15 protein-coding genes and 1 pseudogene are annotated in these 13,548 nt (G+C 72.7%); 5 read left to right on the top strand and 11 right to left on the bottom strand.

The features are described from left to right. Positions 1–6: 6 nt before the first annotated feature. Positions 7–1,224, bottom strand: a pseudogene (locus OHA89_RS23755) (RNA-guided endonuclease InsQ/TnpB family protein). Positions 1,225–1,366: 142 nt separating this feature from the next. Here OHA89_RS23755 and OHA89_RS23750 point away from each other — a divergent pair. After that, entirely contained in the window at positions 1,367–2,701 is a 1,335-nt protein-coding gene (locus OHA89_RS23750; RefSeq protein ID WP_266609627.1) for a GH1 family beta-glucosidase, read from the top strand. 16 nt (positions 2,702–2,717) lie between these two features. Here OHA89_RS23750 and OHA89_RS23745 read toward each other — a convergent pair whose 3' ends face one another. Beyond that, positions 2,718–3,548: an NAD(P)H-binding protein gene (locus OHA89_RS23745; RefSeq protein WP_406367042.1), complete on the bottom strand. Its 831-nt coding sequence runs from the start codon at positions 3,546–3,548 to the stop codon at positions 2,718–2,720. A gap of 94 nt (positions 3,549–3,642) precedes the next feature. Between OHA89_RS23745 and OHA89_RS23740 the strand changes: the two genes are divergently transcribed. Both OHA89_RS23740 and OHA89_RS23735 read left to right on the top strand, forming a co-directional pair. Beyond that, the gene (locus OHA89_RS23740; protein WP_257556226.1) at positions 3,643–4,143 is read left to right on the top strand and encodes a MarR family winged helix-turn-helix transcriptional regulator; all 501 of its coding nucleotides are present in this window, start codon (positions 3,643–3,645) and stop codon (positions 4,141–4,143) included. A gap of 145 nt (positions 4,144–4,288) precedes the next feature. Further along, entirely contained in the window at positions 4,289–5,551 is a 1,263-nt protein-coding gene (locus tag OHA89_RS23735; protein ID WP_406367041.1) for an MFS transporter, read from the top strand. On the opposite strand, the gene OHA89_RS23730 is transcribed toward OHA89_RS23735, so the two are convergent. The 5 genes from OHA89_RS23730 to OHA89_RS23710 all read right to left on the bottom strand — a co-directional run bounded on the left by OHA89_RS23730 (position 5,496) and on the right by OHA89_RS23710 (position 8,856). Next, a complete protein-coding gene (locus tag OHA89_RS23730; protein WP_257556224.1) occupies positions 5,496–5,795 on the bottom strand; it encodes a DUF3303 family protein in 300 nt (99 codons plus the stop codon). The two genes, OHA89_RS23735 and OHA89_RS23730, sit on opposite strands and share 56 nt — an antisense overlap. A 96-nt stretch (positions 5,796–5,891) precedes the next feature. Next, positions 5,892–6,533: a disulfide bond formation protein B gene (locus OHA89_RS23725; protein ID WP_406367040.1), complete on the bottom strand. Its 642-nt coding sequence runs from the start codon at positions 6,531–6,533 to the stop codon at positions 5,892–5,894. An 11-nt stretch (positions 6,534–6,544) separates the two neighbouring features. Next, positions 6,545–6,709: a DUF5993 family protein gene (locus tag OHA89_RS23720; protein WP_215147440.1), complete on the bottom strand. Its 165-nt coding sequence runs from the start codon at positions 6,707–6,709 to the stop codon at positions 6,545–6,547. Positions 6,710–6,776: 67 nt separating this feature from the next. Beyond that, a complete protein-coding gene (locus OHA89_RS23715) occupies positions 6,777–8,159 on the bottom strand; it encodes a HAMP domain-containing sensor histidine kinase (protein WP_257556222.1) in 1,383 nt (460 codons plus the stop codon). Positions 8,160–8,166: 7 nt separating this feature from the next. After that, positions 8,167–8,856 carry a response regulator transcription factor gene (locus OHA89_RS23710; protein ID WP_215147444.1) on the bottom strand — a complete coding sequence of 230 codons (690 nt, stop codon included), beginning with the start codon at positions 8,854–8,856 and terminating at the stop codon, positions 8,167–8,169. Positions 8,857–8,935: 79 nt separating this feature from the next. Between OHA89_RS23710 and OHA89_RS23705 the strand changes: the two genes are divergently transcribed. Continuing rightward, a complete protein-coding gene (locus OHA89_RS23705; RefSeq protein WP_257556219.1) occupies positions 8,936–9,451 on the top strand; it encodes a hypothetical protein in 516 nt (171 codons plus the stop codon). 1 nt (position 9,452) lies between these two features. On the opposite strand, the gene OHA89_RS23700 is transcribed toward OHA89_RS23705, so the two are convergent. Continuing rightward, positions 9,453–10,346 (bottom strand): fused MFS/spermidine synthase, encoded by an 894-nt coding sequence (locus tag OHA89_RS23700; RefSeq protein WP_215147447.1) that lies wholly within the window; start codon positions 10,344–10,346, stop codon positions 9,453–9,455. A 17-nt stretch (positions 10,347–10,363) separates the two neighbouring features. Continuing rightward, on the bottom strand, positions 10,364–10,816 hold the full coding sequence (locus OHA89_RS23695; RefSeq protein ID WP_257556217.1) for a hypothetical protein: 453 nt from the start codon (positions 10,814–10,816) through the stop codon (positions 10,364–10,366). A gap of 279 nt (positions 10,817–11,095) precedes the next feature. On the opposite strand from OHA89_RS23695, the gene OHA89_RS23690 reads away from it, so the two are divergent. Next, positions 11,096–12,421 (top strand): tetratricopeptide repeat protein, encoded by a 1,326-nt coding sequence (locus tag OHA89_RS23690; RefSeq protein ID WP_215147451.1) that lies wholly within the window; start codon positions 11,096–11,098, stop codon positions 12,419–12,421. A 12-nt stretch (positions 12,422–12,433) separates the two neighbouring features. On the opposite strand, the gene OHA89_RS23685 is transcribed toward OHA89_RS23690, so the two are convergent. After that, on the bottom strand, positions 12,434–12,775 hold the full coding sequence (locus OHA89_RS23685; RefSeq protein ID WP_257556215.1) for a VOC family protein: 342 nt from the start codon (positions 12,773–12,775) through the stop codon (positions 12,434–12,436). 114 nt (positions 12,776–12,889) lie between these two features. Continuing rightward, complete coding sequence (locus tag OHA89_RS23680) at positions 12,890–13,486, bottom strand: histidine phosphatase family protein (RefSeq protein ID WP_215147455.1); 597 nt, start codon at positions 13,484–13,486, stop codon at positions 12,890–12,892. Between the last annotated feature and the right edge of the window lie 62 nt (positions 13,487–13,548).

Below are 13,548 nucleotides of genomic sequence, written 5' to 3'. Positions count from 1 at the left end.
TCCTCCCTATCGGGAGGAGATTCCCACCCTCACGGGTGGGACTTCCTGCTTCACCGCGCGCTGCCCCGGCAGGGAGGAGGACTCCCCTTGAGGTCTTACGCCCGCTCCACAGGCAGTAGCCGCCAGCCCGGCGGCCAGGAGATTGATCGCTGCGTTGGCGTCCCGATCGTGGGTCGTCCCGCAGGTGTCGCACGTCCATTCACGGACGTTGAGGGGCATCCTCTCAGCGAGGGCACCACAGGCAGAACACAGGTGTGTGCTGGGGAACCATCGGTCGACGACGATGAGTTGGCGCCCGTACCAAGCCGTCTTGTACTCCAGCATGCTCCGCAGTTCCCGCCAGCCCGCATCCGAGATGGCGCTGGCGAGACGGTGGTTCTTGATCATGTTGCGGACGGTGAGATCCTCGATCACGAGCGTTTGGTTTTCGCGCACGAGTCGAGTCGTCAGCTTGTGCAGGTGATCCTGGCGGCGGTCGGCGATCCGGGCGTGGATCCTGGCCACGCGGGTGCGGGCCTTGGCCCGGTTCTCACTGCCCTTCTCCTTCCGGGAGAGCGCGCGCTGGGCTTTGGCGAGCCGACTCCGGTCCTTGCGTTCGTGCTTCGGGTTGGCGATCTTCTCCCCGGTGGACAGGGTGACCAGGGTTGTCAGCCCGGCGTCGATGCCGACCGCGTTCGTGGTGCGCGGCAAGGGGGCGGGGGTGTCCTCGCAGAGCAGGGACACGAACCAGCGCCCGGCACTGTCGCGGGACACCGTGACCGTGGTCGGCTTCGCACCGGCGGGCAGCGGACGGGACCACACGACATCCAATGGCTCTGCCATTTTTGCCAGACTGAGCCGACCGTCGGCATATCGGAACGCGTTTCGTGTGTACTCGGCCGAGGCCCGGGACTTCCGCTACGACTTGAAGCGCGGGTACTTCGCCCGCTTCCCCCAGAACCCCGCGAACGCACTCTGCAAATGTCTGAGCGCCTGCTGCAACGGAACACAGGACACCTCTGCGAGGTAGGCGAGTTCTTCTGTCCTCTTCCACGCCGTGAGCATCGCCGACGTCTGCTCATAGTTCACACGACGCCCGCCCACAGCCCAGGCCTCGGCGCGGGCAGCAAGGCCAAGGTTGTAGACCTTCCGCACACACCCGAACGTCCGCGACAGCTCAGCTACCTGCGCATCGCTCGGATAGAAGCGGTACTTGAACGCCCGCTTTACACAAAAAGTCCCCACGCCCCGGGACGTTAAGGGCGGTCACGATCCGAATACAAGGTTGGGCCAGCGGATCGCCCAGTGACACTCCCTGCCGCACTCCCACCCAAGGGTGCGTTTCCTCCCCCAGCTGAAGCCTGGGTTTCCCCGCAAGGAGATTGAGATGACGGATATCCGCTTCCCGGACGGGTTCCTGTGGGGTGCGGCCACGGCGGCCTTCCAGATCGAGGGCGGGGCCGCCCTGCGCGGGCCCTCGATCTGGGACACCTTCTGCCGTACGCCGGGCAAGGTGTACGGCGGCCACACGGGCGAGGTGGCGGTCGACCACCACCGGCTGTGGCGGGATGACGTGCGGCTGATGGGCGAACTGGGGCTCGGGGCCTACCGCTTCTCGGTGTCCTGGCCGCGGGTGCTCTCCGGGGGGATCGGCTTCTACGACGCCCTGGTGGACGAGCTGCTCTCGTACGGGATCCAGCCCAGCGTGACCCTGTACCACTGGGACCTGCCGCAGGAGCTGGAGGACGAGGGCGGCTGGCCCGAACGGGAGACGGCCTACGCCTTCGCCGCATACGCCGAGCAGGTCTCGAAGGCCCTGGGTGACCGGGTGGAGCTGTGGACCACCCTCAACGAGCCCTGGTGCAGCGCCTTCCTCGGCTACGCCTCCGGGGTCCACGCCCCCGGCCGCACCTCCCCCGCCGATTCCCTGCGCGCCGCCCACCACCTCAACCTGGCCCACGGCCTGGCCGCCGCCGCCCTGCCCGCCTCGGCGCGGGTCGGGATCGCGCTCAACCCGAGCGCGGTGCGGCCGCTGACCGGCTCGGCGGCCGACCTGGACGCCCAGCGCCGCATCGACGCCCTGGCCAACCGGATCTTCACCGGACCGCTGCTGAGCGGGGCCTATCCGCAGGACCTGCTCGCGGACACCGCCGCTCTGACGGACTGGTCCTTCGTCCGCCCCGGCGACGAGGCGCTGATCCACCAGCCGCTGGACTTCCTCGGCGTGAACTACTACACCCCGGCGGTGGTTTCGGCGGCTCCCGCCGGCTCCGGCCCCCGCGCGGACGGCCACGGGGCCACGGGCCACTCCCCCTGGCCGGGCGCCGACACGGTGGCCTTCCACCAACCCCCGGGCGAGCGGACCGACATGGGCTGGTCGATCGACCCGACGGGCCTGTACGACCTGCTGATGCGCTTCTCCCGGGAGGCGCCGAACCTGCCCCTGCTGGTCACCGAGAACGGCGCGGCATACGCCCCCGACCTGCACGACCCGGCGCGGATCGGATATCTGGAAGCCCATCTGACCGCCGTCCACCAGGCCCTGGCGGACGGCGCCCCGGTGAAGGGCTACTTCCTCTGGTCGCTGCTGGACAACTTCGAATGGTCCTACGGCTACAGCAAACGCTTCGGCATCGTCCACGTGGACTACGAGACCCAGACCCGCACCCCGCGCTCCAGCGCCCACTGGTACGCGCAAGTGGCCCGGACAGGGTCCTTCTGACCGCTGCGCAGCTCGGCTATACAACCGGGGCGGCGAAGGCGCCGGCGTGGTCCTCGGCCCACCGCCCGAAGGTGCGGGCCGGGTGGCCGGTGAGCCGCTCGACGGCGTCGGTGATCTCGACCGGGAGGCCGTCGGTGGAGGCCCAGTACTCGAGGAGCGCATCGGCATACGGCCCGGGTATGTAGCCGTCGACCTCGGCCTTCCACTGCTCGGCGGAGACGGCCTCGAACGGCAGGGGCCGGCCGAGGACCTCGCCGAGTATGCCGAGCTGGGCCGCGAACGTCAGCGACTGCGGTCCGGTCAGGGTGTAGGCGCGCCCGCCGAGAGCCGGGTCACTGAGGACCGCGAAGGCGGCCTCGGCGAGGTCCGCCTCGTGGACGGGGTCGCAGTACGAGCCGGGGTAGGGCAGGTGGACCGGGCGGCCGGACTTCAGCGACCAGGCCCAGCCCAGGGCGTTGCTCGCGAAGGACCCCGGGCGCAGCAGGGTGGTGTGCAGCGGAGAGGCCGACAGGGCCTGCTCGACGGCGAGATGGGACGCGGACAGCGGGCTGTCGGCGGCGCCGGGGCTCAGCACCGAAGAGGAGGACAGGAGCACGACGTGCTCGACTCCGGCGGTGACGGCCTCCTTGACGAAGGCCTCGACACCGGACGCCTCGGCGTAGAGGAAGACGGAGCGGACCCCGGCAAGGGCGCCGGGGAAGGTCGCCGGGTCGGTGAGGTCGCAGCGGACGGTACCGGGACGGTCCGGCTCCCGGGATCCGAGCCGGTGCGGGAGGCCGTGGGAGGTGAGGAGGGCGGAGAGGCCGCGGGCAACGGCGCCGCGGCCGCCGGTGACGAGGATCGACATGACTGGCTCCTTTTCATAGGATGGACACGTGACACAGATTCTGCGCGTCGCATTCTCTGCGTCACACAGATAAATTTGGAGCATGGAGAAGCCGATGTCAACCGATTCCCCTCGTACGGGTGATGAGTGGAGCCGCGCCGAGCTGCTCGCGCGCATCGTCACCGAGAGCCAGCGCCATTACGCCGACTACTCCCTCTTCAACCAGGCCATGGCCGACCACGTCGGGCTGCACCCCACCGACATGCAGTGCGTCGCCCTCCTCGACATGGAGCCAGGCCCGGTCAGCACCGGCGACATCGCCCGCCTCACCGGCCTGACCTCCGGCTCCGCGACCCGCCTCGTCGACCGGCTGGTCAAGGCGGGCATCGTGGAGCGGCATGCCGACCCGCACGACCGCCGCCGCTCCCTGGTCTCCCTCTCCCCCGAGGCCCGCGAGCGGATCGGCAAGGCCTGGGACACCCCCGGCCGGGCCTTCGGCGCCGTACTGGAGGGCTACTCCGACGCGGAACTCGCCGTCATCGGCGACTACCTGCACCGCGCCGCCGAGGTCGGCCGGGCCCAGGCCAAGAGGCTGGCCTCGGGCGAAGCCGGCTGAGGACCCGTCCGGCGACCGGACCGCGACCGGGCCGCGACCGGACAGGGGCTTCCGCGGCACCGGCCGCGCCGGATACGGTCCCGGGCAACGGGCAACGGCGCGCGCCGGAGAAACGGGAGGGTCGGCGTGCGGATGGAGGTTGTCCGTGACCCGATCCGCCCGCCCCACCCGACCCGGCTTCCGCGGGGTGCTCGCCCTCGGCGGCCCCGCCCTCCCCCTCTACGCGTTCCTCGCCCGCCTGCCCGCAGCGCTGTGCCCCATCGGAACGCTCCTGCTCATCAATGAGCGCGACGGCATCGGCGACGCCGCCGCCGTCGCCGCCGCCCTCTGGCTGGGCCAGGCCCTCGGCGGCCCCGTCATCGGCCGGCTCGCCGACCGGCGCGGCCACCGCCCCGTCCTGCTCCTCGCCTGCGCCGCCAACGCCGCCGTGCTCCTCGCCCTCGTGGCGACCGTCCTCGGCGGGCTGCCGCCGGCCGCACGCATCACACTCGCCGTCGCCGCCGGGCTCACCGTCCCGCAGGTCGGACCGCTGGCCAGGGCCCGCTGGGCGCGGCTGGCCGGCGAGGACAAGAAACTGCTGGGCTCCGCCCTGTCCTTCGACACCACCCTGGACGAGGTCGGGTTCATGGTCGGGCCCGCGCTGGCCGGGATCCTGGCCGTGACCGTGCATCCCGCCTCGGCGCTGCTCCTCGCCGCCGCACTGATCCTCGTCTTCGGGACCCTGTTCGCCGTGCATCCGACCGCGCCGGGCCCGACGCTCACCGCCCCCGGCGCGCGGGCCGCCGTACGGCTGTGGTCGCCAGGGCTGGTTCTGCTGTTCGCAATGGCCGTGCTCCAGGGGGCCGCCTGGAGCGGGGCCAACACCGGGGTCAACGCGCTCGCCGACTCGCTGGACGAGGCGGGCGCGGCCGGGCTGGTGTGGGCCGCCATGGCCGTGACCAGCTCGGTCGCCGGCTTCGTGACGGTGGCCCGGCCGGGGGCTGCGGACCTGCCCGTACGGCTGCGGTGGACGATCGCCGTCCAGGCGGTGCTGACGCTGCCCCTGCTCGCGGTGTCGGGACTGACCGGCGCCACCCTCGCCGTCGCGGGCATCGGGCTGGCCGTGGCCCCGCACCTGATCGCCCTGTTCGGGCTGGTGGAACGGACCGGGCCCGCCGAGCGGATGGGCGAGGCCATGACCGTGGTCGGCAGCGGCCTGATCCTCGGCCAGGCGGCGGCAGCGCTGGCCGCGGGGCCGCTGGCTCAGGCGTACGGGTACCGGGCGGCGTTCGCCGTGTCCTGCGCGGCGGCCGCCGCCTCCGCCGTGGTGGCCCTGACGGCCACCGGAAAGGGCCGGCTCGGCCCGCGACCGGCTACGCCGAGGACCCCATCGCCGCCAGTCCCTTCGCCAGGTCCTCGGCGTTCATGACCGGACCGACCTCGAGCTCGGCGTTGAACTGCGTGAACAGGTCCTCCATCAGCGACGGCATCTGCGCACTGTCCTGGAGGTCGAAGACCATCCAGCAGGAGCGCACGCCCTCGTGCAGTCCGAAGTAGGCGGCCTCCGGCTTCACCTTGTCCATCAGCGACTTGATGGCCTGGGGCAGGGCGCCGGTCTTGATGCCCTCGTTGGTGGCAGCCGTGTCGAGGTGGGCGCGGAGCATGACTCTCATGCTGACTCCTTCCGTCACGCCCACCCTGTGCGGCCCGGACGGAGGCGGCAACATCTCGGCCACCGTCCGGGGTGCGGAGGACTGCGTACCGCACGCCTAGCCCAGGAACCCCACGTCGTAGAAGAACTGGTACCGGCTCGGGTCGTCCGGCAGGAACCAGTGGAAGCCCTGCTCGAAGAACACGGCCACGATGTTGACGGCGATGACCAGCCCCAGGAACCCGAGCGCGAACGTCCCCACCGCCCGCAGCGGGCCGGGCCCGGTCGCCGGTACGGACTGGTCGGCCGTCGAGTGGGCGAAGGCCAGGGCGATGCCGATGGCCACCACCGAGGCCTGGAAGAGGATCCAGGCCCACACGTACAGGTGCAGGCCGAACACCTCGCTCCCGTACCCCTTGTCACCCGGCAGGACGTGCAGCATCGTCTGCCGCCAGGACGCGAAGGAGCCGGCGATCACCGCCACCAGGGACAGGCCCCAGCCCGTCATGTAGTCCCGGCCGGTCACCGTGCCGTACGAGAGCGCCGTCCGGACGATGTACGCCGCGCCCATCGCCGCCAGCAGCATGAACATCCGCTGCACGATGCAGAGCGGGCACGGGTACTCCCACAGCCCGAACTGGTAGAAGAGGCCACCGCAGACCACACCCGTCCAGCCGATGGCGAAGAAGCAGGCGAACCAGAACTGGACCCGCCCCAGCAGCCCGCCCGTCGGCGTCTCCTCCGGGAGGAGGCTGTGCATGACGGCCACGGTCAGTAGCTCAAGGTCAGGGCGAGGCTGCTGGTGATGTGGTGCGCCATCAGCAGGATCACGGCGAGCAGCATGACCCACCACGCTCCGAGCACGACCGTCCGGGACGACTCCCGGTACATGGCGATCAGCGTGGCGAGGAGGCCGCCGAAGATGAGGGTGTCCATGCCGCGGACCGTATCGATCCACGGACATACCACCCGCGAGGCGCGCCCCCGCCCCATCCTCGTTACGTCAGTTGCTGCGCCGCTTGCGCCGGCCGCGCCGGGTCCGCACCCCGCCCGAGCCGCCGCGGGTCCGCCCGTCCAGGCCGATCCAGACCCGTACCTCGGTGCCGCCGAGCATAGAGCGCCCCAGCCGGACGTCGCCGCCCGTCGACTCCGCGACCCTGCGCACGATGTCCAGGCCGAGGCCGGTCGAGCCGTCGCGTCCGCCGTCGTTGCCGCGGCGCAGGGCGGCGTCCGGGTCGGCGATGCCGGGGCCCGCGTCGGAGACGAGCACGATGACCGCGTCCGAGGCGTCGTGGACGTCGACCGCGAAGGGGGTGCCCTCGGGGGTGTGCCGGAAGACGTTGCCGAGCATGGCGTCCACGGCAGCGGCGAGTTCGGGCCGCGCCACGGGGATCCGTACCGTACGGTCCACTCCCGCGAGCCGTACCTCGCGGCCCTCGTCCTCCGCGAGCGCCGACCAGAAGGCCATCCGGTCGCGGATGACCTCGGAGGCGTCGCAGCCGGCGCCGACCCCGGCCCCGGCGGCGGTCGCGCGCTGCTCGCGGGCCGTACGGATGATCGTGTCGACCTCCCTTTCCAGCTGCTCCACGGCCTCGCGGGTCTGCTCGGCGGCCGGGCCGTCCCCGAGCGAGGCCGCGTTGAGCCGCAGCACCGTCAGCGGCGTCCGCAGCCGGTGCGACAGGTCGGCGGCCAGTTCCCGCTCGTTGGCGAGGAGTTCCACCACCTGGTCCGCCATCGCGTTGAACGCGGCGGCCGCCGAGCGGAGTTCCTTCGGGCCGTCCTCCGGCACCCGCGCCCCGAGCCGACCCTCGCCGAGCTGGTGCGCCGCGTCCGCAAGCCGCTCGGCCGGCCGTACCAGCCGGGCGCCGAGCCGGTCGGCTACCCCGACCGAGCCCACGATCAGCGCCAGCCCGACGCCCGCGAGGACCATCCAGGCGGTCGTGACGCCGTTGCTGACCTCGCTCTCCGGTACGAAGACCTCCACCACCGCGATGTCACCGGACCCGAGCGCGGTCGGCTGGAGCAGCGCCGAACCCCCGCCGGGCACCGAGGCCGTCGTGGCCCGGCCGATCCGCCGGGTCTCCGCGACGGCGTGCGCGCCCGCCCGGCCCTCGCCGATGTCCACCGGCGGGCTGTCGCCGATCGCGGGCACGTGGACGGCCATCCGCCGGGCCGCGCCCATCTGCGTGGACTCCACGGCCCTGCGCAGCTGCACCGGGTCGGTGGTGATGGACAGGGTCGGCCCGATGGTCGCGGCCTGCCGCTCGGCGTTGGAGAACGCCCGGTCGCTGGCCATCTCCTGCACCACCAGCCCCAGCGGTACGGCGAAGGCCACGACCACCATGGCGGTGACCGCGAGGCACACCTTGACCAGCGCCCATCTCATCGCGGCATCACCGCGGCGGCTCGAGCTTGACCCCGACACCCCGCAGCGTGTGCAGGTAACGCGGCCGGGCGGCGGTTTCGCCGAGCTTGCGGCGCAGCCAGGAGAGGTGGACGTCGATGGTCTGGTCGTCCCCGTACGACTGCTGCCAGACCTCGGCGAGCAGCTCGCGCCGGGCCACGACCACCCCGGGCCGCCCGGCGAGGAAGGCCAGCAGGTCGAACTCCCGGCGGGTGAGGTCCAGTACCGTCCCGTCGAGTTCGGCCTGGCGGCGCAGCGGGTCGATGGCCAGCCCGCCGACGCGCAGTACGCGGGAGGGCGGTTCGGCCCCGGTGGCGGCGCGGGCGCGGCGCAGGACGGCGGCCATCCGGGCCGAGAGGTGCTCCACGGAGAAAGGTTTGGTCAGGTAGTCGTCGGCGCCGTCGTTGAGCAGCCGGACGATCTCCGCCTCGTCGTCGCGCGCGGTCGCGATGATCACCGGCACGTCGGTGATGCCGCGCAGCATCTTGAGCGCTTCCGACCCGTCGAGGTCGGGCAGCCCGAGGTCGAGGATGACCACGTCGAAGCGGTGGTGGGCGACCTCGCGCAGTGCCTCGAGGGCCGTGCCGACGCTCCGCACGGTGTGCGAGGCCTCGGTCAGGTGCCGGATGAGGGCGGAACGTACGAACTGGTCGTCCTCGACCACGAGCACACTTGCCATGGCCCGCACCGTAGTCCATTCGGGGGACCCGGGGAGGTGCCGGGCCACCTCTGTGACGGGTGGTGCAGTATGTCCCCTGATGCAGCGAGGTCTTGTACATGCCATGGCTTGGACGCTGGCGACCGGAGCAGCGGTGACGCTGTCGTGGTGGGGCGTGCACACCGTCATGTCCGGCACGGCCTACGACCGCCCGCTCGCGGTCCCGCTGGCCACACAGCCGCTGTCGTCCTCGACGCAGCACTCGAAGTCCCCCTCACCGGAGGGCTCCCCGTCCGCCTCGCCGAGCCCGCAGGCATCGGCGTCGGCGTCCGCCTCGTCGCCCTCCGCCGAGGCATCCTCCGCCAAGCCCTCGCCGAAGCCGTCCGCGCGCGGGGGCAATGTGAAGGCCTACCCGGTCTCGGGCGGCCGGGTGGTCTTCGACCTGGGCGCTTCCTCGGCCGAACTGGTCTCCGCGACCCCGGCCGCCGACTGGCGGATGCAGGTGTGGAAGCAGGACTACTGGATCCGGGTCACCTTCACGCGGGACGGCCGTGAGGTGTCGGTCTTCTGCACCTGGCACGACCACCCGCCGGTCGTCGAGATCGTCGATCCCTGATCTAACGGAAGACCGAGGGCGGCGGCTGCGGCGAGGCCACCGCCGAGGCGTCCGCCACGGGCACGGCGCCGCCCGCGAAGTCCGCCAGGGCCCGGCCGTGCTCCACCCGGCCCGGATGCGGATCGCTCGCGACCCGGCGGGTGAATTCCGCGACGGGCAGTTCGCGGTCGGCGGCCACCAGGACGGCGTTGCCGAAGCGTTTCCCCCGCCAGACCACGGGATCGGCCGCCAGCGCCAGCTCGGCGAACCGGGACGCGGCCGTCGCGATCTGGCCCCGCAGATGAGCCAGGGGCGGACCGTCCGCGAGGTTGGCCACGTACCACCCGCCCGGCGCGAGCGCGCGGCGTACGTCATCCAGGAACTCGGCGCTCGTCAGGTGCGCCGGGGTGCGCGCACCGCTGAACACGTCCGCGATCACCAGGTCCGCCCAGCCGTCCGGCACCTTGGCCAGGCCCGCCCTGGCGTCCACCGCGCGGACCCGGATCCGCGCCTGCGGGTCCAGCGGCAGGTGTTCCCGTACGAAGGCCACCAGCGCGGCGTCGATCTCCACGATCTGCTGGGTGGAGCGGGGGCGGGAGGCGGCGGTGTAGCGGGCGAGGGTGAAGGCGCCGCCGCCCAGGTGCACCACGTTCAGGGGCTGCCGGGCGGGCGCGGCGAGGTCGATCAGGTGGCCGATCCGCCGCTGGTACGCGAAGTCCAGGTACCCGGGGTCGGCCAGGTCCACGTGCGACTGCGGGGCGCCGTCGATCAGCAGGGTCCAGGCGTCCGCGCGCTCGCGGTCGGGCGCCAGCTCCGCCCGCCCGCCGGCCACCTGCCCGACGACCGGCTCGGCGCCGCCGCGTCCGCGCTGCTGCTCGCCCTTGTTCCGGCCCTTGCCTCTGTCTTTGCCTGCCACCACCCCATTGTGGCCGGTCAGCGGCAGTTGTCGGCGGCCTCGATCAGCCGGGCCGCCTCCCCGAGCGCCTCGCGCAGCACCGCGGGGTCGGTGACCGGCCCGACGGCCTCGGGCGGGAGCAGCCAGCCGGTGGCCCCGGTGGCGGGCGGGACCGCGTCGCCGAAGCGCATCCCGCGCCCGTTGGTCTGCGTACACGCGCTGCCCGGCATGTCCCAGGCGTCGGCGGTGCCGGGCGGGACGAGGAAGCCGAGGGTGTCGCCCGATCCGTCGTGCAGGACGGGTCCCACGCCGCCGGCCCGGCTGGCACGGCGGATGATGTCCACCGCCTCCAGCCCCTGCCGGGTGGGCACGGTCACCAGGTCCGGGGCGTCGATCGCGGTCACCGTCGCGGGCACCGTCGCAATCACGGTCGCGGTCACGGTCGCGGTCACACCGGGCTCGGGCGCGGTGTTCGTTCCAGTGCTCTCCATGCCGGCCTCCACCAAGGGAACCCCTCCTCGATCCGCGTACGAGCGGGGAGCGGGAGTCGCCTCCCACTCCGCATGGGTTCAACGCCCCGGAACGTCAACGGGTGCGGTGGCAAGACGCTGCAAAGGATGGCAGTTCATGGCAGATCGCGGGTGAGATATCCGTTTTGTAAACAAACATCGCATGAAGGGACCCTCACTGGCGGTACGTTCATGCGCGCCGGGCACACCCTCGCACCTCACCGTACCGGCGCTGCGTTCCTTGCCAGAGAGGCCACGTCCATGGCGGCGTCCCCCCACTCACCCAACTCCACGTTCCGGCGGCTGCGCGGGCAGCACTCCCCGGCCGAGTTCGCGGCGCTGGTGCGCCGGGCCGCGAAGGAGATCGGCGAAACGGTTTCCTGCGACGCCCGCTATGTCGGCCGGGTCGAGTCCGGCGAGATCCGCTGCCCCAACTACGCGTACGAGCGGGTCTTCCTCCACATGTTCCCCGGTCGCACCCTGGCCGACCTGGGCTTCTCACCGCGCGAGGCCGTCCGCGGCCGTTCCGCCCTGCGCGACCCGTCCGCCCCTTCCCCCCACCCGTCCCCTTCCCCTTCCCGTTCCAAGGAGAGCGACGTGCTGCGTCGCGCGTTCATGGCGGGCGGCTCCGCGACCGTGGCGGCCGCGACGCTCAGCCTCACCCTGCTCGGCGACACCCGCCGACTCCCGTACCGCGCCGGAGAGTCCGAGGCCGCGGCCGTCGAGGACGCCGTACGCCAGATCCGGCTGCTGGACGACCGGCACGGGGCCGACGCGCTGTACCGCAGGGCCGCCGAGCCCCTGCGCGCCGCGTACGCGCTGCTCGACGCGGGGGCCGCCCGGCAGTCCACCGAGGACCGGCTGCACGCGGGCGCCGGTGAACTGGCCGTCTCCGTCGGCTGGCTCGCCCACGATTCGGGCCGCTTCGACGACGCCCGCTCGCACTACGCGGAAGCCCTGGCGACGGCCCGGGTGTCGGGGGACGCGGGCCTGGAGGCGCACGCGTTCAGCAACATGGCCTTCCTGGCCCGGGACTGCGGCCGCTCCCGCGAGGCGGTACGGGCGGCCCAGGCGGGCCGCCGCGCAGCCCGCTCCCTCGGTTCCCCGCGGCTGCTGTCACTGCTCGCGCTGCGGGAGGCGGGCGGCTGGGCGGGCCTGGCCGACCGCAAGGCCTGCGAGGAGGCGCTGGCCCGGGCCCACACGGAGTTCTCCCGGGGCGGGGCGGGCGCCGACCCTGAGTGGATGTCCTTCTTCGGCGAGGCCGAGCTGGAGTCCCTGGAGGCCAGGTGCTGGGCGACGCTGGGCGAGCACGCCCGTGCGGCCCGGCACGCCCGGCGCGCCGCCGACCTCCAGGATCCGCACTTCGCCCGGAACGTGGCCCTCTACACCGCCGAGCTGGCCGGTGACCTGGCCCACGCGGGAGCCCCCGACGAGGCCGCCTGGGCGGGCGGCCGGGTGCTGGACCTGCTGGCCGAGGTCCAGTCCACCCGGGTCCGGTCCCTGCTCTCGGAGACGGCCCGCACCCTGGTCCCGCACCAGCGCTCGCCGCGCGTGGGCGCCTTCCTGACCCGGCACGCCGCCGTCTGACCCGCTTCCGCGTCAGCCGCCGAGGTACTCGTAGACCCCGCCGTCGGGATGGCGGACCACCGCGCGGCGCCCGTTGGGCGTGGGCGCGGGGGCGGCGATCACCTCGCCCCCGGCGGCCGCGCAGTGCGCGACCGCCGCGTCCAGGTCGGCCACGGCCAGCGTGGCCGCCACGCCCGCGAACCGCTCGGCGATCGCGTCGGGCCCGCTGAACAGCAGGAACGGCCCGACGGTCGCCAGGTCCAGGCCGGCGAACTCGAACCGGGTCGCCGGCTGACCGGTCAGCCGTACGTAGAAGTCCAGGGCCGGGCCGAGATCGTCCACGCGCCGCCGCAGCACCACGGAAGTAATCGTCATGGACCCATCCTCGCAGCCGCGCGAGGACCCAACTCCCTTGCGTCCGTGGCCTTTTCGGCGAATCGTCGGCCAACTACCCGGCCAACTGCCCAGCCCCGGACGGAGCCTGGGAGGCTACGAGTCCAAGTGCCCGGTGTCGTTCCAGCGCTCCAGCGCGGGAGCCCCGTACGCCCAGCCGAGGACCGACAGCGAGGTGGGTTCCAGGCGGATCCGGGCGCCGAAGGAGGCCTCGAAGCCGAGCCAGCGGGCGGCCAGGGTGCGCAGGATGTGCCCGTGGGCGAAGACCAGGACGTCCCGCTCGGCCGAGCGGGCCCAGGCGACCACCTCGTCCGCGCGCGCCGCGACATCGGCGACGGACTCGCCGCCCGGGACGCCGTCACGCCAGATCAGCCAGCCGGGGCGGACCGCCTGGATCTCGGCCGGGGTCATGCCCTCGTAGTCCCCGTAGTCCCACTCCATCAGCGCGTCCCACGGCTCGGCCCGGACGCCGAAGCCCGCGAGGTCGCAGCTCTCGCTCGCGCGGACCAGCGGGCTGGTGCGGACCTCCAGGCCGGGCAGGCCCTTCCACGGGTCACGGGCCAGCCGCTCGCCGAGGAGCTTGGCGCCCCGCTTGCCCTCCTCCAGCAGGGGCACGTCCGTGCGTCCGGTGTGCTTGCCGAGCTGGGACCACGCCGTCTGGCCGTGGCGGGCCAGCAGGATGCGGGGGGCCATGTGAGTTCTCCCGGTACATATGCGTTCGTGCGCTTTTACGGCGATTCTTTCGTCCGTACATC

The organism is Streptomyces sp. NBC_01546 (assembly GCF_045208355.1).
In the GTDB taxonomy this organism is placed as follows: domain Bacteria; phylum Actinomycetota; class Actinomycetes; order Streptomycetales; family Streptomycetaceae; genus Streptomyces.
The sequence above is the reverse complement of the archived record's forward strand: the minus strand, read 5'-3'. Positions and strand labels throughout refer to the sequence as shown.